This is a genomic window from Paenibacillus vortex V453 (genome assembly GCF_000193415.1).
Taxonomy (GTDB): Bacteria; Bacillota; Bacilli; order Paenibacillales; family Paenibacillaceae; genus Paenibacillus_AQ; species Paenibacillus_AQ glucanolyticus.
The window spans coordinates 118,678-140,329 of sequence record NZ_ADHJ01000055.1; the positions used below are offsets into that span (position 1 = coordinate 118,678).

The 21,652-nt window shown below is 46.8% G+C and carries 12 protein-coding genes and 1 pseudogene; all 13 read right to left on the reverse strand.

The window, feature by feature from the left end:
* Nucleotides 1-33: 33 nt before the first annotated feature.
* Nucleotides 34-2,737: pseudogene (locus tag PVOR_RS28615) on the reverse strand (stalk domain-containing protein).
* A 454-nt stretch (nt 2,738-3,191) separates the two neighbouring features.
* Entirely contained in the window at nt 3,192-4,397 is a 1,206-nt protein-coding gene (metK, locus tag PVOR_RS28620; protein WP_006213067.1) for a methionine adenosyltransferase, read from the reverse strand.
* 225 nt (nt 4,398-4,622) lie between these two features.
* Nucleotides 4,623-4,910 carry an alpha/beta-type small acid-soluble spore protein gene (locus PVOR_RS28625; RefSeq protein ID WP_006213068.1) on the reverse strand — a complete coding sequence of 96 codons (288 nt, stop codon included), beginning with the start codon at nt 4,908-4,910 and terminating at the stop codon, nt 4,623-4,625.
* A gap of 194 nt (nt 4,911-5,104) precedes the next feature.
* The gene (locus PVOR_RS28630) at nt 5,105-5,605 is read right to left on the reverse strand and encodes a hypothetical protein (protein WP_006213069.1); all 501 of its coding nucleotides are present in this window, start codon (nt 5,603-5,605) and stop codon (nt 5,105-5,107) included.
* An 82-nt stretch (nt 5,606-5,687) separates the two neighbouring features.
* Nucleotides 5,688-8,708: an S-layer homology domain-containing protein gene (locus PVOR_RS28635; RefSeq protein WP_006213070.1), complete on the reverse strand. Its 3,021-nt coding sequence runs from the start codon at nt 8,706-8,708 to the stop codon at nt 5,688-5,690.
* A 368-nt stretch (nt 8,709-9,076) separates the two neighbouring features.
* The gene (locus tag PVOR_RS28640; RefSeq protein ID WP_006213071.1) at nt 9,077-9,421 is read right to left on the reverse strand and encodes a hypothetical protein; all 345 of its coding nucleotides are present in this window, start codon (nt 9,419-9,421) and stop codon (nt 9,077-9,079) included.
* A gap of 250 nt (nt 9,422-9,671) precedes the next feature.
* On the reverse strand, nt 9,672-13,310 hold the full coding sequence (locus PVOR_RS28645; RefSeq protein ID WP_006213072.1) for an S-layer homology domain-containing protein: 3,639 nt from the start codon (nt 13,308-13,310) through the stop codon (nt 9,672-9,674).
* A gap of 216 nt (nt 13,311-13,526) precedes the next feature.
* The gene (locus PVOR_RS28650) at nt 13,527-14,651 is read right to left on the reverse strand and encodes a glycosyltransferase family 4 protein (RefSeq protein ID WP_006213073.1); all 1,125 of its coding nucleotides are present in this window, start codon (nt 14,649-14,651) and stop codon (nt 13,527-13,529) included.
* A 113-nt stretch (nt 14,652-14,764) separates the two neighbouring features.
* On the reverse strand, nt 14,765-15,523 hold the full coding sequence (locus PVOR_RS28655; protein ID WP_006213074.1) for a WecB/TagA/CpsF family glycosyltransferase: 759 nt from the start codon (nt 15,521-15,523) through the stop codon (nt 14,765-14,767).
* Between the two features lie 5 nt (nt 15,524-15,528).
* Nucleotides 15,529-17,013: a polysaccharide pyruvyl transferase family protein gene (locus PVOR_RS32925; protein ID WP_006213075.1), complete on the reverse strand. Its 1,485-nt coding sequence runs from the start codon at nt 17,011-17,013 to the stop codon at nt 15,529-15,531.
* The gene (locus tag PVOR_RS28665) at nt 16,989-19,007 is read right to left on the reverse strand and encodes a DUF5693 family protein (RefSeq protein WP_006213076.1); all 2,019 of its coding nucleotides are present in this window, start codon (nt 19,005-19,007) and stop codon (nt 16,989-16,991) included. Before PVOR_RS28665 ends, PVOR_RS32925 begins: the two co-directional genes overlap by 25 nt.
* 118 nt (nt 19,008-19,125) lie before the next feature.
* Nucleotides 19,126-20,844, reverse strand: coding sequence for a phospho-sugar mutase (locus PVOR_RS28670; RefSeq protein ID WP_006213077.1), 1,719 nt, complete (start codon nt 20,842-20,844; stop codon nt 19,126-19,128).
* A 45-nt stretch (nt 20,845-20,889) separates the two neighbouring features.
* Nucleotides 20,890-21,321: a 3-hydroxyacyl-ACP dehydratase FabZ gene (gene fabZ / locus PVOR_RS28675; RefSeq protein WP_006213078.1), complete on the reverse strand. Its 432-nt coding sequence runs from the start codon at nt 21,319-21,321 to the stop codon at nt 20,890-20,892.
* Nucleotides 21,322-21,652: the final 331 nt, after the last annotated feature.

The window sequence follows — 21,652 nt, forward strand, 5'->3', positions numbered from 1 at the left end:
ATTTCTAACGTTTCATATACATATCATACCATATCATGATTCGATCGTAACGGTCTTCGTGTTCTTGTCCCATTTTACTTTAAGGCCTAATTGCTCGGAAACGAGACGAAGAGGGACCAAAGTCCTACCACCTTGAACCATCGGTGCGACAGCCGCCGAACTGCGCTTACCGTTCAGGATGAATTCCTTCTTGCCTACCGTCAGTTCCATGAGCATACCGCCTCTCAACACACCTACCCGCTGAGCGGATTGGTTCCATGTTGCTTGCCCGCCGAAGGCATCTAGAACATGCTTAATCGGAACGTAGGTGGTTCCATTTTTCAAGATTGGCGCCGAATCAATTGCCACTTTGGAACCATTCAGCACGAGTGATTTTTGCCCAATAGTCATGACTGCTTTTCCAGTTGGAAGTCCTTCATTCCCAGATTGGGAAGGCATCATGAACCTTATATCGTCAAAAGATACTGAACCCGTCAAAGCGCGCTCATCCTGACCTTCTTCCACGTTGACTACGTACAGTCGCTTCATCTGCGCCGGGAACGCAATGTTATATCCACTCAGATCCATGCTCAGAGTCTTCCAGCCGCTCCAATCGATTGCTTTCGCCAGATCCACATATACGGTTTTTCCGTTATTGTCCTTCAGTTCAGCGCGCAGCCAGTTCAGACTGTTATCCCCTTCCACATCAATCGTCATGGACGTTGCTTGTGCAGGAATGGATTTCCCGGCTGTGCCGTTCAATTCCGCGTAAGCGTACATTTTCTGTCCTAATCCGCCTGTCATATCATAGGACAAATTCAAGACCTTCGAGTTTGCTTTTGTTCCGCTGCCATTTTTAATTGCTGCAGTACCGGTAACTGCTGGCACATTCGTGGTGAACTTCACAGGGTAACTCACGTTCTCGAAGTTCTCCCATGTGCTCTCTCCTGCAGCAGATAAAATAACAACTGTGCTAAAGCCGTCATATCGTGCGATAGCATAACCAACCTTCGTATTGCTGTTGACGGAGGATACCGTCAGACGTCCGTCTTTTACACTTCCTTTAAATCCGATGAACTCCCATTTCAGTGCGCTGCTCGGCACTTCCAGGCTCTGACCATTGTTCGTTACGGCCGTGACCGGCACGGAAACGCTCGTTCCTGCCTGCAATGGAGCACTCGACACGCCTGTGGTCAATGCGGCGATATCGTCCGCACCTAACACCTTAACTTGCATGGTAGCTTTTGTGCTGCCGCTTACTGCTGTCAGAGTAGTTGTGCCCGGCTTGGTTGCCTTGATGCTTTGTCCGTTGACGGCCAGATTGCCGTTGCTGGCTTTCCAGGTCGGCTTAATGGAGCCGGCTTCTATAGGGTTATAATAGGTATCATAGCCTTTCAGTTCATACGTACCCATCTGCCCGATGAGCAGGGTGTTGCTTCCGCTTACCGTCAGACCTTTCAAGCTGCCCTTGGGTGCCGTTGAGAACACCCCAAGCGAGTTTACAATGCTGCGCTGCGTCGTGCCATATTCCGTGTTGAAGGTAAGCTCGGTATTGGTCTCGGCCAGTGGACGGTTGACCATCGTCGTCGAGCCGCCCCCGTCAAGGTTCATTCCCTTCCATACGCCAATCTTGGTCATGAAATCCTGCAGCTGCTGAAGGGTCATCCCCTTGCTATTGTCATTGCTCTCCGTAGCAATCAGATAGGCGTAACGTCCGTCTTTGGAGTAACCCACAGCTGTACGTGCCCGGCTTCCTCCAATCGAATTCACGTTTCTTGAGAATGACGTCGCCTTGCCGTTATCAACCAGAATGGTATGACCGCCAATCATCATTTGAAGTGTAGTTGGGTCCAGTTCCTTACCTGATTTTTTGGACACCAGCGCATAATTCGCGTCCAGCTTTTGGCCGACAGCCAGATTTTTTTTCACGAACTCTGCCGCAGCTCCATGGGTTCGCAAAATAAAGCTACCTTCCGGTATCGCTGTGGGCAATCCCGCCATCACTGAAATATCCGTAATGACGCCGTCCGTTACCATAACCTCCGTTGGCGTCGTCGAGCTGTTCTTAGGACGCTCAACCGCCTTCCATGCACTAGTGTAGATATAAGCTGTATTCGCATGGCTATACGTTGATCCGGTGCCTTCAGGCGCATAGGAGACTTTGTTCATGCCCGCAAGCGGGAATGAAGCTCCATTCTCAGCCGTAACACTCCCCGAAAATGCAAACTCGTCCAGAATCGGCGTTCCATCGTTCGTTACACCAAAAGCGTACATACCTTTCAGATCAGATGGCGTTGACATCAACAAACCACTCGATATTTGAGCACCCATCGGAGCCCCTTCGCTGCCGGTATTAAAAAAATCACCGTTAATCGCAGCAACCGCGCCGTTCTCCTTCGCCATTCCGCCCGTGCTTTGTCTCGTTGTAAATTAGATTTCCTTGCCCTGTCATGACATCCAGCTTCACGTATTTGTTATTGAGATCCACGCGGATGACATTGGCTAGCGATTTTCCCCCAGTGCTGTTAATATACTGATATTTCATCAGAACAGCACCGGAAGTAATGATTTCTTCACCTAGTTTCTTGGCTGACGCGGATGCCGCATGAGCTACAGATGAAGACGATAGATTCTCTATAACCGGTATTCCGTTGCTAAGCGCAGGGCCTACCCAGATAACCCCTGCCAGTGTAATAATCAACCATTTTTTTCCTACGCCTGATTTCTCAGTCTTCAGTGTTTTCCCCTGACTAACCATGTATTCGTAACTCTCCCATCTCTCGTTCAACACGGATGCCGAACATTTAAAGTCTCTAATTAATAGACTTCATTTTTGAGAAAAAGTTACGATTTTGTTATAAAAAAAACACTTTCGCGTATCTTACATCAAGTTCTAGCAAAAATGTAGTAGCATTTTTTGAGAGTGTATGTAATTCAACCCTATGTTACTATAATTTCATCTAAAAGTAACTAGTTTGTCATAAACTATATTCCTCTTTTTCCAATAAATTATTAAAAAAAGCTGATACCCATAATAGGCATCAGCTTTATAATTGTTTCATTTTTGTAATAAGTCTGCGTCGGTTAATAGAGTAATGCTCTATTAATAAACGAATTAGCAGATATATAAGCAGTCGCTGACCATGATTTACTCTTCGAAAAGATGCCAAGGTTCGTAACTCAGCAGTTTAAAACTTTTCCAGATACGAAACTTAGTTCGCTGCAGCTTGTTCCTTCAAAGCTTCCACTTTATCTACGCGCTCCCAAGGAAGATCCAGATCCGTTCGTCCAAAATGGCCGTAAGCAGCTGTTTGCTTGTAGATTGGACGGCGAAGATCGAGCATACGGATAATGCCAGCCGGACGCAGATCGAAGTTGCCCCGCACAAGCTCCACCAATTTCTCTTCACTTACTTTACCCGTACCGTAAGTATCAACACTAATCGAAACTGGATTTGCTACACCGATGGCGTAAGCCAATTGAATTTCACACTTGTCCGCCAGACCCGCTGCAACCAAGTTCTTAGCCACGTAGCGAGCCGCGTAAGCAGCGGAACGGTCTACTTTTGTAGGATCCTTGCCGGAGAATGCACCGCCGCCATGACGAGCGTAGCCGCCGTAGGTGTCGACGATGATTTTACGTCCTGTCAGACCGGCATCCCCTTGAGGACCACCGATAACAAAACGACCTGTAGGATTAATAAAATATTTCGTTTCTGCGTCCAGCAGCTCAGCTGGTACCACAGGAAGAATGACTTGTTCTTTGATGTCCTTCTGGATTTGTTCCAGAGTTGCTTCTTCAGCATGCTGAGTCGATACAACGATCGTATCTACACGCACTGGTTTATTGCCATCATACTCAACCGTCACCTGGGTTTTACCATCAGGACGCAGGTATTCCAGCGTACCATCTTTACGAACCTCAGACAAACGACGAGCGATACGGTGGGACAATGCGATTGGAAGAGGCATCAGTTCTGGCGTTTCGTTGGTTGCAAAACCAAACATCAAGCCTTGGTCACCAGCACCGATGTTCTCGGTCTCCTTGTCCACTTGGGAAGGATCACGATTCTCCAGTGCAGCGTTTACCCCCTGTGCAATATCAGCAGATTGCTCATTCAGCGATGTCAGCACCGCGCATGTATTGGAATCAAAACCGTATTTTGCACGGGTATACCCGATTTCCTTCACGGTATTGCGTACGATGGATGGAATATCCACGTATTCTGATTTAGTGCTAATTTCTCCAATGACCAAAACAAGACCCGTTGCCACGGAGACTTCACAAGCTACGCGTGCGTTAGGATCGTTAGCCAAAAAAGCATCGAGTACCGCATCGGAAATCTGGTCACAGATTTTATCCGGATGTCCTTCAGTTACGGACTCAGATGTAAATAAACGTCGCCCTGTTAAAGACATGAGATCAACCTCCCATATGAATAGTATATGATATATCAAGAGGTCCTACACAAAAAATGAACCTTTTCCGATAGGAAAAGGTTTGAAATGTACAATCCTCAACATGCATATTAACTTATTTGTTACCAGGTGTCAATCCAGTTAGTGAGCTGATTCTCAAGGATTTTCTTGGTTTTTCATATCGAAGTTATTCAAGAATAAGTTCTTACCGAAATTATGAAAAACCTACAGTCTTCCCAGAATGCTTTGCTCGGCGTTCTGAACCAAACGCTTGGTAATTTCCCCACCAACAGATCCGTTCTCACGGGATGTCAAATGGCCCCATCCAGCACGGCGACTAGAGAATCCCCCTCCGATGGCTCCAAGTTCTGAACCAAATTCCGTATCCGCTCCATTTGAGCCGCCGCCGTAACCAACATGCAATCCAAACTCAGCTGCGATCTCATATTTCATCTGTTTCAGCATTTCACGGCATTCGGGTACCACTTGACGATTTCGACTGCTTCGTGCCATGTTCAAACACCTCCTGTAATGGTATTTACAGAAGTTATTATTTGTCGAGATTACAGCCTCCACACGTATAAAACGTTGTCACTAATGGCAATAATTATGAGTAGGACTATACTGAATTAAAGTCCAAATTCTCTGACATGCCTCTTGAAGGATGAAGCAATATCAGCAGGTACCTAACGCACACTAGTCGTTCGCTATTTAATGGTGTAACCGCCGCGTACCATGACAATCAGATTGCTGGTTTGCCCTTCTTTCACCTGAATGCCTCGGCCTTCACGTGGAAACGAGAGCAGATGATTCTTAGGCGCAGCTTGTCCATTCAACAGATCTTTACCATCTGTAAGGTCTGCAACGCCACTGGAGACTTCAGTGTAAATCACAGCATTACCTGAACGCACAATAAATTCTGTTCCAGCATCGGCAATCAAGATCTTACCAGGTTTCAGAGCAACGTTCTTGACTTCATCAGCACCTTGCGATGGCTGAGTTGGACTCGTTGCTCCACCACCGCCATTGAGTGCTTGCTGGATTTGTTGATCAACGTAGCTCTTGGTGACTACCGGGTCGTCAGTGGTGCCAGGGGTTGTGCCTGCGCCGTCGGCGGGAGTGTTGAGGATGGAGCCAGCTCCAATCCCGATAGCTAGCACTAAAAATGCGGACAGGATTTTCATCTTGATCATTTTTTTGTTTTTCATACTGCACCTCTTCATTATCTATAAATTTAAAAGAACCCTTACCTTTGAGGTAAGGGTTCTAATAAGGCATTACAGATACAGATTAGTTAACGCGTGCTGAAACACTAAAGTTGTCAGCTGCATTTCCACTTTCATCTGTGAGGTACAAACCGTCTGGGTTACCTTTCAGTTCTACCTCAAGCAAAGCATTTGCAGGAGCTGCATTATCAAGAGTAATTACCAATTGATTTCCGCTTACACTTGCAGTGTAATCAGTCAAGTCAACTGGGTTACCATTTACACGGACTACAAATGTAGCTGCAGTTTGAGCAAGTTTAAGGCTTTCTGTGAAGTTAATTCTTACTTCAGTTGCAGTTGCAGCAACTTGTTTTGTACCATTGGAATTTTCAACAATAGATGGTTTAATTTTGTCAGCAACATCTTTGTTGACCGCTGCAATCTTACGACCATAGTTATCTACAGTATGCAGATCAGCTGAGCTTGTAGAAGTAGTTCTCAATACTACATCACCTGTGTTAGCAGGAAGATCTTTAGTAAGATTGAACTCAACAGTTGTTTCACCGTTTGCAAAACCTTTATTTGTTACGGAGAAGCCATAAACATCAGTTGGTACGGATGCAGAATTGATTGCGAAGTCACGTGAATCAACATATCCCAACTCACCTTTAAACTTAGCAACAATTGTTCTTGCACCTGTAGCATTCACATCACCGATAGCAACGCGAGAAACTTCTTGTGCTGTCAGATCAGTAACACTTCCAGTTGTGTTTACATAGTTCCCGTTAAGGTCAGCTACGTTGACCACACGGATCTTCTTAGCAATAGTATTATCACTGAAGTTAGCATTCAGATCATCTTTATTTACAGTAATTACAACTGTATTAGCTGTGTAAGAAGTGATCGATGCATTTGCTGGAATTGGATAATAAGTGCTTCCAACAACATAGTTGTACTTGTTAACATCAAGCGCATTACCTTCACCAGAAGTTGCTACGTTTCTGTCAAACTGCACATAAATGTTGTATTGGTCATTTGCGGAATCAAGAGTATACCAAGCAGCAGTAGTTTCGATAGCGCCAGCTTGTGTTACATTGATTTCCACAGTTTGAGGTACCATAGTGTTACCAAAAGCAGTGTTGTCACGGATTCCGGAAATTTCCAGAGTGTATTTACCAGCCGGCAAAGTCGATCCGATAGAAGTCAGAACAGCTTTAGTATTATCTACAGTTCCGTTTGCTTTCGTTGCATATTTAGGAGCGGTAGTTGGGTTACCAGCGCTAGTGAAACCAGCTCCGGAGAATACTGTTCCATCCGCCTTTTTCAGGACAAAGTTACTTCTGTTTTGAATGTCGGATTCTTTAACAGATTTAGAGAATTCAACAGTGAGGGCTGTTGTGTCAGTTGACTTCGCATTGACACCAACAACTGTTGGACGCTCAGTATCTACTACAGGTGTTACTTTAGTTGAACGGTTAGAAGAATTGTTACTGTAATCACTTACAGCTTCAAGGAATACTTCAGTTTCCCCAAGACCCAAACGATTAGCTTCAGTGAAGCTCAAAGTAACTTCATTATCGCTAATGGATACTGTTGCTGGTCTGGAAGTCGAAGTATGATAACCTTTGCTCACCGATTTAATTGGCTCGTTGAAAGTTACAACTACTGTTTGCAGATCTTTAGCAACAGCAGACACAACTTCTGGTGCAACAGTATCTTCAACTACCGAGAATGTGGAACTTGCATTACCAACTTTGAAGTTAGCGAAGTCAGTTACACCCTCTGCTGTCAAAGTGTGTTCACCAACAGCAAGTGGAGTGGAAATAACCACCGAATTCGTAAGGTAACTGTAAGTAATTGTTCCGGAAATCGGTTTACCATCGATACGATAGTTAGCGATATTACCAGCAGAAAGTCTTGTTACAGGCTCGGAGAATTGAACGCGGACAGCGCTTGTACCCAAACCAGTTACTGTTTTCACTTCAGGGATCGCAGTATCATTCACAGAGAAGGATACAGTTTCATTGAAAGTACGGCTTCCATCAGAGTTTTTAACTCCGTTCACTTTCAGATTGGTAGCTTTTTGCTGTGGCAATTTGTTACCATTCTCAGTCAGTGTCAGCGTAACAACTCTCTTGTCTGCAGACAGGGAAGCAGAGTCAACTGCAACGTTGCTGATAGTGTAGTTTTCTTCGTTGGTAGCAGTTTTAGTGTCAACTTCACCATCGAAAGTTACAACCAATTGTTTGTAGTTAGTACCTGCAACGCTTTGAATCTTAGTAGCTGCAGTTACAACCCAAGTCACTTTTTCAGTGTAGTCGTAGTTGTTGTGGGAGAACTTAACTTCTGTAGCTGTGTTAGCTTTCAAAGCTGTTTCCAAAGTTACTTTAACAACTTCGTTGTTAGCAAGTTTGAATTCAACCACTTTACCGTCTTCTTTAACTTCGTAAGAAACTACGGCTGGTTTTTGTTGAGCCAAGTAGATGGAGTAAGCAACGTCAACCAGTTGGGAACGGGAAGCGTTAGCTTTAGGGTTAGCTTTAGCATCTACCAAACCAGAGTTGATTGCTGCTTGAACATAACCTTTAGCCCAGTCAGAAGCGTTGTTGTTAGTTTCTGTTGGGATTTCAAGTTTTTGAGCAAGAACGAGAACTTTCGCCATTTCTTGAACGGTGATTTTACCGTTGAAGTCGAAGATCATTTTCGTTGTGTTTTTACCTTCCATCAGACCAGCAGCGTAAACTGCTTCTACATAAGGAGCTGGCCATTTGTCAGCTTTGTAGTTTTTGTCTTTGAAAGATGCTTTACCTTCGATTGGCTCAAGACCCATGATACCAACCAAGACTTTAGCAAACTCAGCGCGAGTCATGTCTTTGTCCAGACCAGCAGTTCCGTCTGGGTAACCAGTGAAGATCCCTTTTTCTTTCAGTACATCAAATTTCTGTTGTGTGTTAAGCGCATCGTCACCGAATGCAACAGAAGCAAACATGGAGAATGCCATTGCTGTAGACAGTGCTACGGATAAAATTTTCTTCATAACCTTTTTTTCTCCTCCTTGAATCATCACTTGATTATTTTCTTTAATTTGGTAGCTCTTATCACTCATTTGTCCTGCACCTCCTTTCTAGAGTTGAGCATAAATCATAAATGATGTCTGTGACGATATCACAGAATCTTGTTAACGAATGAACACTACATACTAGAATAGATTCCTAATCCTACCTAGGTATTATACAACGAGTCCCCAACACCGTAAAGAACATTTTTCTAATTAATAGACAAGTTTCTTGTTTCGGATAATCTTGGTTACCTCGTTGGGCTCTACATTATAAACGTTTGAATTTCCAAAAAGTTGCGGCTGTTGCAAAGTTTTTTTTAAAATATTTTTCGGAGTTTCATCACTTCGTATAACAATTGTCCATTTACATATAACGACAACAAAAAAAGACGCCCTCTGGGCGCCTTTGTAGAATACTAGCGAATCTTCATAGCAAGCTGGATGATTCGTGCTCGCATTTCCGGGTTACTATGCAATGTACTGTACATCATGTCAATTTCGGATTTATTCGTACGATAAGTCTTATCATGTTTAATTGTAGTGTGTGACCATTGGATCAACGCATTCTCAGCCGCTGTCATTTCGTTAAATGAATCATGAAAGCCTGTCTCAACAACGAGTCCCTCCATGACTTCCTGAGTTATCTCATCATGAGCGGCACGAGCCAGCTCAATTTTCTTCTCCATCACTTTGGCTTTTTCCTCGAACTTGGTCTTCGCCTTCATGTAGTCGAGCTGCGCTTTTGATAATATCGGCTTCATAAATTCATCTTCACCCTCTAAAAATAGTATGTGCTCCCGCTATTGTAGCGTATTCTACATGAAATTACAAAACAATAGATATTGGTAAACGTTTTCGTGTACCCTAACAGCACCCATAAGATCTTGTTATTTATGTTATAAATACCCTTTTCTCACGGATGCTACACAAATATAAACGAGAGCACTGCCATCAGAAATTGGGCGGGTGCTCTCGTTCCTTTTGTCATGCAGTTCTACTTATTAATATGACTTACAGCATTTTGAGCTTGCTCATCATGCGTTTCACGACGGTTGCCGTATCTGCACGATTCAGCACAGCATCCGGGTTAAAGTTGTACGTTGGCTTTTTCTCGCCCTCTTTCAAACTGTTGGCGATACCCGTCAGAATACCGGCCTTGTTCACGGCAAGAATGGCTGGATAGGAGTAATTCGACTTGATATTGCCGACATCTTCGAACTCCTTCTGAAGTGCCGCTTTATCTTTCTCGATTTCGCCCATCTTCAGGTTCAATGCACGTGCGATGATGTTCGCCGCCTCTTCCCGAGTCAGTTCCATATTCGGAGCAAAACTTCGTGGGGCGATGCCGCGAATGATTCCTTTTCTGGCCGCTGTCTCGATATAACGGTAATCCCACTGCATGCTGTTAACTACACTTTCCTGATAAATATCATCGAAGGTTAACTTGTTCTTATCCGTGTCGTAATCCAACGGGATATCCAGCAGCTTCACTACAATGGTAGCAAACTCACCGCGGGTCATCGGATCATACACGCCAAACGCATCTTGCTTGGACGCCTTCATGTATCCTCTGGCCAACATCAACTCAATATCGTTGCGGGCCGTTTTGTGCGAGATCGCATCGGAATAGCTGTAACGCAAGGATTTAACTGCATAATAACCAAAACCTTTGAAAGGTGCCGTGATTGTTTTTTTCTTGGCATCTACTTTTCCGCCAATGTTAATCCAAGTGCCCTGGGAAGGGTTATACCACCAGATTCCCAGGTTGCTGGATGCCGAGTTTACCAGCGCGGAATCGTATTTCAAGGTAATCGTACCTTTTTGGGACAGCTCCATCCAGTTCTGCGGAATCAGACGTTGATGGAACTCGTGCCCTTTCGCATATGGATGAGTTGCCGCTTTTACATTAAAGTCTTCCACATTGCTGCTGTAAGCATTAAGTGAACCTGCATCCAGCCAGTATAGCGGGGAAGCATATCCGAAATGCGCAGCTGGCGTGAAACGGAATGCATTGTTGTTATCCCCTGGGATCAATGCCAGGCGTCCGTCCATTTCAACACCGTTCTCGATTTCTCCGATTCGGTTATAGGCCTTAATGGTCCGTCCATCAATCTGATTCGCGATACCGAACAGGATGTCGTGTTCACCAAGAAGGTTGATGGTCGGTACTTCTGCATTTGGACTTGATTTTGCCTGCTGAAGCACGGTGCCTTTAGGTAAAGAGAGCGATACGCCGCCTTTAAATACCGATACTTTGCCCGATTTTGAAATATTCGTTTTAAACTGGGAACCCTCTGTTGCATCATCTGTGTAAGTTACAACAAACTGTCCATTGGTCTTTTTGGTGCCTTGTTCAATCGTGAACTTAATCGTGTTTTTGCCGTTTTTCAGGTTCTTGACCTCAAGACGGAAGATGTCGCTGGTCTCGGATTTCACCATTGGCGTCTTGCCGATCAGAATCGAGTCGGCTCCCTCTGCCTTGATGCTCACCTCTACAAAGTTCTGTTTCAACACGCCTTCGTTAGGAAGCTTAGGAGACAGCACTTGGTAAGGAGCACGCTCACGTGTAATTTCGATGGTATCCGTAGTCGTGACGGATTGATAACGCGAACCGATGCTAATCGCCTGCAGTCCAACCTCTGGAAGAGCAAGCTCTTTAAATACAACGCGGGCAGAGCTGGAGTTAGCTCCGTTGACAATCGAATAGTACAGACTGTGATCCGCTTGGTTGATAGCGTCCAATTGAGTCTTCAGTGCCCCACCTGAAAGAGTCCATGTGCCAACATTATTTTTCGTGAATACTGCAAAAATGGTTGGTGTTGGATGACTGAGGTTGACCGTAATTTCGTCGGTGTATTCAACTTCAAAGCGAAGACCCAGGGCCTTCTCATATGTGTTATAAGCATTTTCAGCCGTTTCTCTGAACAATCCATCTGGATCGGATTCCGTTGCGGAGCCAACCGGGAATGGAATCATGTTTTTGATTACCGAACGGGTATCGCTAAAATAAAGCAGGGTCAGCTTCGTCGAGATTTTCCCGCTCTTGTCAGCGACAACCAACGTATTCGGACCTGGAATCAGCTGCAGGAATGTCGTATCCGTGAAACTGAACTCACCATTTCCGCTCACCGGCAAATCGCGCGTGTTACCATTCAAGGAAATGGTAAGTCCTGCTGTACCCGTGTAGTTGACAATACGTCCTGTGACTTGATTAAAATCTGAACTGTTCTTAAATACCTGATTGTTATACAAGTTAAAAATATCGATATACGTGGAAGACAGGAACGTTACCGGAATCACCTTGGTATCGGAAACGCCCGATCCATTGCTGGCCTTGATGATCAGATTTTGCTGACCTGTAGGCAGGTTTGTGATCTTGAAGACCGTGTTACCGTTGTAGGTGAATTTCTGGGCAATCGTCCCGCCGCCCTTGCTGGATTCAATCTCAACGTTACCTGCGTTCACTTGGTCCACCATTAAATAAATAGGCAGTTCGTTTAAGACTGTATCGTTACCACTCGGGAAAATGGATTGGGAAGTAGCTGATACCGCACCGCCACTCTCCGTTACGCCATATAGCTGGTACACCTGCTTGATTGTAGGTGCGTTAACATCCCGATAAGTAAAGGTGTTCTGCACGTCAAACCCTGAATTATTGTCCTTAATATAAACAACGTACTCCCCGCTCTGTGTGATGTTCACCGAGCCAGTGGTTGTAAAAGGGTACATCAAGGTACTGCCCAGCACGCTTGCTGCACCTACAGATGCCGGCGAGTTCATGATTGGCACCGTGGATCCTAGTGGAAATACGGAGACATCTAGAGTTGGAGCTACTGCAGGCGTACCAGCAGGAGGGGCATCCACGATAATATAACCGGAGATAACGCCGTTGACATTACCGGTTACCACGGCCTGCCCATCGATATTGGTGCTGCCGATCTTCAGTTGATTGACCGTCAAAGAGCCTGTCGGATGATAAACGACCTGTCTGTTGATGGTTTGGGATTTCGATTCGGAGTTCACAACAATTACCAAATCGTTAACACCCTTCTTCAATGGGAGCCCTGCGGAGTAATACGTGTCCCCGCCGCCGGCATACATAGCCATACCGTTAACGGTCACGCCCTTCGAACCGTTGGTTGCTTTGACCGAGATACTAACAGTCTGCGTGGTCACCACAACCGGTTTGGAGGCGTTCTCTTCCAACACGCGTCCATCGCTGAGCGCTACTTCATACACAGCAGGTACATCGGAGAACTTCACATAAGCCGTGGCACTCATCTGCTGGCCTTGCGTGCTCATACCGGACACGATGATTTTGTTCACGCCTTGATTCAACTGCACATTCAGAAACTCGAACGTATTCGCTGCTTCGTTCAGGATCGGCTTTACGCCGGTACCGCCCGTAGTTGTGTCATCAAAACGTTTGATCTCATACTGAATGGTATTCGGATTAATGCCGTTGTAGGTACCTGAAACCGAAATAGAGCTCCGGTTCTCCGGCGTTGGTGAATTCGGATCTGTGCTTAAATTAGAAAAGTGAAAATACAAAGCTCCATTAGCAGCTGAAGCCGGTAAAGCCGGAATTAGGGAAAAGAACATAGCTACAGCCAGTAACAGGCTTGCTATAGTACGGAAATTTTTCTTCAACGGTCGTGCCTCCTTGATCATTCGGACGTTGGAGTCCGTTTTGGTTGTTGCGTCGTTCACTGGGTCCCCTCACTTTCACTGACAGATTGGTTCTAGCGCATAGTTCATATATCGGAAGCGCAGGTCCTATTATTTAGCAAAACATACAAAAAAGCCTCACCTTTTTAGGTGAGGCAGACTTGTCTTATTCGGACGCAATATGAAAAAGAATAAGTTCTACTTGGTGCGGCTCTCGGTATTAGCCTTCATCCGCATTCGGTTAATCAGGCCAAGAATCGGCCGCTTGGTTTTGCCGACCAAGCCGATAACCTCAGCACCGATCTGCATGAAACACATCATGACGCAGATGACAACAAAGGTCACCCAGTTCGCTTCATACATAGCGGCAGAGGATTGAATGACAGCCAGCACACCGAAAAATGCAGCAATCACATAAATGATCAGCACCGTCTGGCGGTGACTGAATCCAAGCTCGCGCAGGCAGTGATGGAGATGTCCCTTATCTGGCGCAAAGATCGGCTTCTTCTGAATCTTGCGGCGAATGATAGCAAAAAATGTATCAGACAACGGTACGCCGATGATAATCAGCGGTGTAATGAAGGACACAATAGCAATCTGCTTAAAGCCGAGCAAAGACAGCATGGCCAAACTGAATCCGAGGAACAGCGAGCCCGTATCCCCCATAAAAATCTTGGCAGGATGGAAGTTAAAGAACAGGAACCCGATAATGCTGCCAAGCAGCAGCAGGCAGAGCAAGGCTACGGTTGTATTGCCCATCAGAATAGCCATGACCAGGATTGTGCTGATCGCAATACCGGATACGCCGGCAGCTAAACCGTCGAGACCGTCAATCAGATTAATCGCATTGGTTACACCGACAATCCAGAAGATGGTCAATGGAATCGACACCCAGCTCTCCAGCATGGAGTACCGATCCTGAAATGGTATATTTACAAAGTCCACAGTAATGTTAAATCCGAATACAACTACACAAGCAGCTGCAATCTGAGCCAAAAGTTTAACCTTGGCAGAGAGTTCAAATCGATCATCCAAGGCTCCGATCAACACGATCATGGAACCGCCGATCAGAAATGCCTTCATAAAGTTGGCATCACGAGCCGACAAGCTGTCTGGCAAAAAAGGAAGAACTGCAATCAGTCCAAGAATAAAAGCCAGATAAATGCCGAGTCCCCCGAGTCGGGGCATGATCCGCGTATGAACCTTGCGGGCATTAGGAACGTCAACTGCACCAACCTTAACAGCAAACTTCTTCACAAGCGGCGTTAAGAGCAGGGCGAGCGCGAGCGATACGATAAACCCGATGATGTATATCATTAACATGTAATCATTCGACCCCCAATATTGTCTACCGGTTGAATTATACTCCCTTCGGGTCCGAAAACCAATGCCAATTTCCGGTGATATCCCGGATTTTCCCCACAGAAATGAGCCATTTAGCCCGTTTTCGTTACATTTTCTTTCTCGCGCAGCACTTTCACTACGAATTTCGGCAGCGCAAGCATTCTTTTATAGCGGGTAGGCTCCTTCAGAAGGCGATAAAACCATTCGAGACGCAGCTTTTGGAACACTTTCGGTGCCCGTTTCAGTTTACCGGAGATAATATCAAAGGATCCCCCGACTCCCATAATCACAGGGACATGAAGCGCTTGTTTATGCTGGGCAATCCAAGGTTCCTGGTTGTCCGCACCGCGAGCCACAAACAAAACATCCGGAGAAGCTGCACGGATCTCCTCGATCACGGCAGAATCCTCATCAGGTCCAAAAAAACCGTCCCGGTGGCCGCATATAATCGCAGCCGGATATTGCATTTGTAACCGCTCGGCAGCTTCCTGAATCACTTCGGCGGTTGTACCCAGCAGATAGAACTTCCATCTATAGGTTTCCCCGACCTTCAATAATTCATGTAAAAGTTCGAAGCCGGTTACGCGTTTCTCAATCGGCTCGCCACCCACACCAGCAGCCCAGACGATACCCGTTCCGTCCGGAACGATCATTTCCGCGGTGCGCATCATCTGTTTGTAATCCGGATTATTTACGGCCGTCATCACCATAATCGGATTTGCCGTAATGACATGGTGGGGCTGCCTCGATTGCACAGCCTCGGTCAAGTATTTTACCGTATCCTTCATATTCAGTTTAGAAAAAGGTACTTCGAACACCGATACGGTAGGAAATGGATAGGTCTGTTTCATGTTTATCATCCTCTATGGCGTAAATATTGGGCAATGTGACGCGCAGGTTTAGCCGCCTCCCGTTTCAAAACAGCAATCTGCTCACCGTGCTCCGCTCTCCATGCCAGTGCACCGTCCAACAACTGCAGCATCTGGTCCTTCAACACATCTCCATCAAGCGACTCACTGGTTCCGACAGGCTCGCTGCCAAGCCGCTTCAAAAAGTGATTAATCTTCGGATCGTAGGAAATGCCGAGCAGCGGCACACTCTGATTCGCTGCATAGATCAGGCTGTGCAGTCGCATGCCCAATATCAAATCACAATGACTGACCTCACGCAGCATGTCCTGCGGCTGCTTCTCATCATGGTAGAAACTGATCATAGAGCCATTCCGGGAGATATCACCAATCTGGCTAACAATAAACTGCGAAGCCTCTAGGTCATCCGGCTGATGAAAAGGAAGAAAACGAAGGTGTACGGGGCGCTGTTCGGCTAATGCCTTTAAACCTTCCCCAATAGCCTTCAGTTCTTTTCGCTCCGGATTCCAGTATCTAACCGAAATGCCGATGACCGGCAGAGCATCTCCCGTTTCATGACTTGTTGATGATGACTGTGATGGCATTTCTTCACCGGAGTACTCGTGCACTTGTTGCGATCGTACTCCTTCACCGGTACTCTGGTGTATTTCTTGCGTTGATACCCCTTCACTAGAATCCTTGTGTATTTCAATAGAAGAAACAGAAGCAACGTCAGCTCTTTCCGACGACAATGGTGTATTCGCAGTCTCTTCAGTTGAGGAAACCATACCCAGTCTGATCCCATCATTAGTGTCAACATGGACTCCAGGTTCTGTCTTATCATGATGAGCTTCAGCAAAAGCCTCATCTGTATGCAGCTCTTGCTTGCCTGCATCCATCTCACGCAACGACCTGTGATGTACTGCATTATTGTCGATGCAAGCATTTTCGCCTTCTGGCAGCGGCAAGCCCATAACCGGATCCGGTACGACGTGAATCGCTTCAGCTGATATTCCCATGGACTGAAGCAGCTCGCCCGACTGGATGTCACGCACGGAGATGTAAGTGCATTTGCGGAAAACGGAACGGATCATGGGATAAAAGAGTTTGCGATTCACCGGGCCTACGCCCTGAGCATAAATAAATGTAGGTTTGCCGAGCCATTGAGCAATCTTAAGAACGCCCAGATAATAAGGAATCGTCTTTGGACTGGTTGCATCCTGCAGCAGACTTCCTCCACCGCTGATCAAGCCGTCACTGGCCTTGATCGCTTGACGAACCTCTCCAAGTTTCATCCGATGCACGGACTTTACGCCGTAGGCAGCGGATGTCCATTCCGGGTCGATGGAGAGTACAACGGGGTTGATCTCAACTCCCGCTGCCTGTCCTTCCTGTTCCAAAGCGGTCAGAATCGATTTCAGCACCGCTTCATCACCGCTATTTTTAAATCCGTAATATCCGGAAATGACTATCGTCTTAGAAGTGGAGACCATCGTTTCCAGATCCTTTCTGCCACTTGCCATACCAATATTGCGATCAATCCGATAATCAGACCAAGTCCAAGACCCAGCAGGACCCGAATAGCTGAAATATAGAGTGGCGTGTGAATATGCGTGAATGTTCCGACCATCGACAGCTGCCCCATCACACCGATAATGAGCAGATAGACAGCATGGCGATACTTAAATGACAGGAATACGCCAAGCACCATCATTGGATGGGCCAGCAAGAACTCCTTGTTACGAGGGCGTACGCCGAATATATTCTCCAAGAAAGATCGGAATGCCATCTCGATGGATGAAACGGAGCCTGAATTACCTGTACGGGTGAGATAATACCAACCGACGATCGCCACAATGCCGGCTGCAATGACCCAAGTCAGCGTAATCGGAGACTTTAGCAGCTTCAAGATCGAGTGGTACGTAGATCCGCCGCGGTACAGAATCACGTAAACGGCAATGAGCGCAATCGGTGCCGCGGCAAGCAAATTGACACCACGGAACTGCTCCAGAACAAGCATATACGTTACATTGTTTAATAGAGCTACAACGATCGGTACGGCTGCAAGCGACAGAATAGAGGTCTTCACCAGCAATACTATGGAATGTGTCACTCTTCTGCCAGGAGTCATGTCCGGTATGGTTTGCTGCGTTTCATTGACTTTTCGAATAGCTAGAATGACAGCTACCGTCGGAGCACTGATGGCGGCAAATAAAGCAAGCGCCTGCTCTAGCAATGATGCATTAAGAACATACAATCCTGCACTGCCCACCAGGCCGATCAGGAAGGCTGCGATGGTAAGGAACGGAATGAAGTGGGACACCATCAGTGAGATCAAAGCCACGGCTCCGACAACAGCTCCAAGCTTAAAGTATCGCTGCAAGGACGAGTCGGTCACTTGGAACGGCTCTGCAGGACCCATCGTGAACCCATTGTCCTCCATCTGTTTGATGGCTTGACCCGATCCGGTCAAACTGTCAATCAGATTATCGAGCGGATGGGTGACGGATGCTTTGGTCATATCCCGGCTCGGCTCGGCATTCAAATAAAACATCCGGATGTTACGGTCTTTGGACGCTAAAGCAAAGCGGTCCCCAATAACCTCCGGTTCGAGATTAGCATCCCGCTCACTAAGGGAATAAATACGGGTTACATTGTAATCCGTTAAATAAGCCAGTTTCGTGAACCCTTTTTGCGGACGTTTAATGTTCTCAATGGCCACCAGGCCGATATCATATTGGTTCAATAGCTGTGCAAAGGAATCCAGGCTCTTCTCTTCCGCATTATCATTGAAACCTTTGGCAGATTCGCCTTCAAACAGAATCCGTTTCACACCGTTTTCCGCGAAATAAGCCATCAGGTTCTCCATATAGGCCTCATCATATGGAAGACTGTCAGACAGACGCGGCACAATGTTAAAGCCCTTGTCCTGAAGCATGCCAATGGTAATCGGATCTGGAGACAACGGCTTAATGACCGCATTGGAGCGTGGGGTTTCCAGAACTAGACCATCCACTGCACGGTCGAACTGCCATGGTCTTACCGGAATATCGAGTCTCGTAAAGGTTTCCTCAATAATCGGTTTAATTAAAGCTGCGCTCTCCTCGTTCAGAAAAGCAACATACGTAAAATTCTCGTTCGGAGAAATCGTCGTGCCTGTCAGATCAGCAACCTGCTGCCCGTCATAAACCGAAATCCGCCGCGATTTTGCCAGCTCGTCCAGCGTGCTTTCATACAGTGCCATACTGATCACGCCGGCGTCTTTCAGGCGATCCAGCTGCTCGGAGACAAAATCCTGCGGCTTAGACTGATACGCCGCGACATCCAACAAATCCCGATAATCGAACACCAACTCAACGTTGTTTGATGTCGACTCTGTTTGCAGTCGGTCATAACCTACAGGCAGGGCCGCTGCAACGCCAAGAACAACCAGAATCCACAGCCACTTGCGGGCTGCCGTGTTCCAGCGTTTCCATTTCTGAACCACGAAAGTACCTCCTCATCGAACCTATAGGAATTTACGATGGAGGGCAACAGCCCTTAGGCCTTGCAGCAACCATCGTAAATCCCCTTCGTTCTCTTCTCTCATTAAAATGTATCTATGGTTAAGCGTCTACCCGGGCCATGACATGATCCGAGAGCGATTGAATTTTGGCCTTGGCATCGGCGAGGGATTCACCTCGCACGGCAAAATACACTTTGATCTTGGGCTCGGTGCCTGAAGGTCTCAAGCAGAACCAAGAACCGTCCTCAAGCAAATATTTTAACACGTTTTCCTTCGGCAGCCCGTCCAGGCCCTCCGCATAATCAAGCACTTGCTTGACCAGTACGCCCCCGACTTCCTCCGGTGCATGATTGCGCCAATCGGACATCTTCGCTTGAATCTGCGCAACGCCGTCTTTGCCTTTCAGCGTACGGGACTCCAGTGATTCGAGGAAATAACCGAACTGCTCATACAGCTCCTGCAGCACATCGTATAAGGTTTTGCCTTGACCTTTGTAGTATGCCGCAGCTTCGCATATCAGCATCGAAGCGAGTACAGCATCCTTATCGCGTGCATAATTGCCTGCCAGATATCCGTAGCTCTCCTCATAACCAAACAAATACGTATGACTCCCGGACTCTTCGAATTGGGTCATTTTCTCCCCAATGTATTTAAAGCCCGTCAATGTATTCAGCACGGCTGCACCATAATGCTCGGCAATTGCCGCTCCCATCTCACTGGTAACAATGGTCTTGATAACAGCTCCATTGCTTGGCAGCTTCCCTGCTTCCTTCAATTGACCCAGCAAATAATGAATCATAATGGCACCGGATTGATTACCAGTCAGCACAACGTATTCGCCCTGGCTGTTCTTCACAACAGCCCCCATGCGATCTGCATCCGGGTCTGTCCCGATCAGAATGTCAGCCCCCACTTCCTCGCCAAGCTTCATTGCGAGTGTGAACGCCTCCCGCTCTTCCGGGTTCGGTGACTTTACGGTGGAGAAATTGGCATCCGGCTTAGCTTGCTCCGGAACGACATAGATATGCTTGAAGCCGATGTTTCGAAGCACGCGTTCGACGGGGGCTTGCCCCGTTCCATGCAGTGGGGTAAAAACAATCTTGAAATCCTCGCCAAGCTTGGACGCGATAAGCTCCCGGTTCACACTGACATTTGTCACCGTATCGGCAAAAGCCTGATCCTCCGCTTCGCCAAGCCATACCAGCAGACCCTGAGCCTCGGCATCAGCCTGTGACAGCCTCTTCACGGCGGAAAAAGAATCCACTTCCTGAATTCGGGCAATCACGTTCTCAGCTTCGCTTGGTACCAACTGACCGCCCTCGCGGTTGTATACCTTATAACCGTTATACTCCGGCGGATTATGGCTGGCCGTAATGACAATTCCTCCGGTAGCACCCAGATGGCGCACACTGAAGGATAATTGCGGTGTAGAGCGCAAGGAAGGATACAGCTTCGCTACAATTCCGTTGCCGGCCAGTACCAAAGCCGCCTCCAATGCAAACTCAGGCGAAAAATGGCGGGAATCATGGGCGATAACAACAGACGGCTTCCCATCTGCAGCCCCGTGCGCCTCCAGAATATAGCGTGCAAAGCCTTGTGTAGCCCGACCTACCGTATATTTATTAATCCGGTTGCTGCCTGCGCCGATGACACCGCGCAAACCGCCCGTTCCAAATTCCAGATCACGATAAAACCGTTCCTCCAGCTCCTTCGCATCGTGCTCAAGTGAACGAAGCTCCTGCTTGGTCTCCTCATCAACATAAGGATCATTCAACCAACGCTGTACCGTATCGATTGTTCTCTGACTCATCTCTGACATGAAAAAAAGTCTCCCTTCCTCATCCAAACAAGAATAGTCTGAAGATTACTCCTTATCCGCGAGAGCAAACATAATCTCTCCCCCGGCAACTACACGCCCATCAACCGTTGCGGTCGCTTTCCCCTTACCGATCATGCCCTTCAGGCGGGTAATCTCGACTTCCAGTCGCAGCGTATCGCCCGGCACCACTTGTCCGCGAAAGCGGAACCCGTCAATACCCGCCAAAAAGCCAAGCTTGCCCCGATTGCTCTCCACGTTGAGAATCGCTACAGCGCCCACTTGCGCCAAAGCCTCTACAATCAGCACGCCTGGCATAACCGCATATTCAGGGAAATGTCCGACAAAAAAAGGCTCGTTGATCGTGACGTTCTTGATGCCGACCGCACGTTTGCCATCCTCAATCTCCACGATCTTATCGACCAGCAAAAATGGGGGACGATGCGGAATAATCTCTTGAATCTGTTTGATGTTCAACATAGTATTAAAATCCTCCTTATGTACGTACCCGCCAAGCATAGTGTTTGAAAAGGGCAGTCTGTTCCATATGCTTCCGTTATGCCGTATACGTATAGCTGCGGGCAGTGTTGTTGATGTTCTATCATGCTTCATCTTTGAGGTTAGCTACATGAATTTCAAATCATATGCATAAAAAGAAGGATCTGCGGTAAAAATGATGGATATCCTTCACCACTGCAGAAGTGAAGGTTTCAGATAAGGGGCTTTCTCCTTTCGGACATTTGTGTTCAAGGAGAGGGCCCTTTTGATATACATCCGTCCATCGTCATGAAATGACAAAGTTAATACGCAA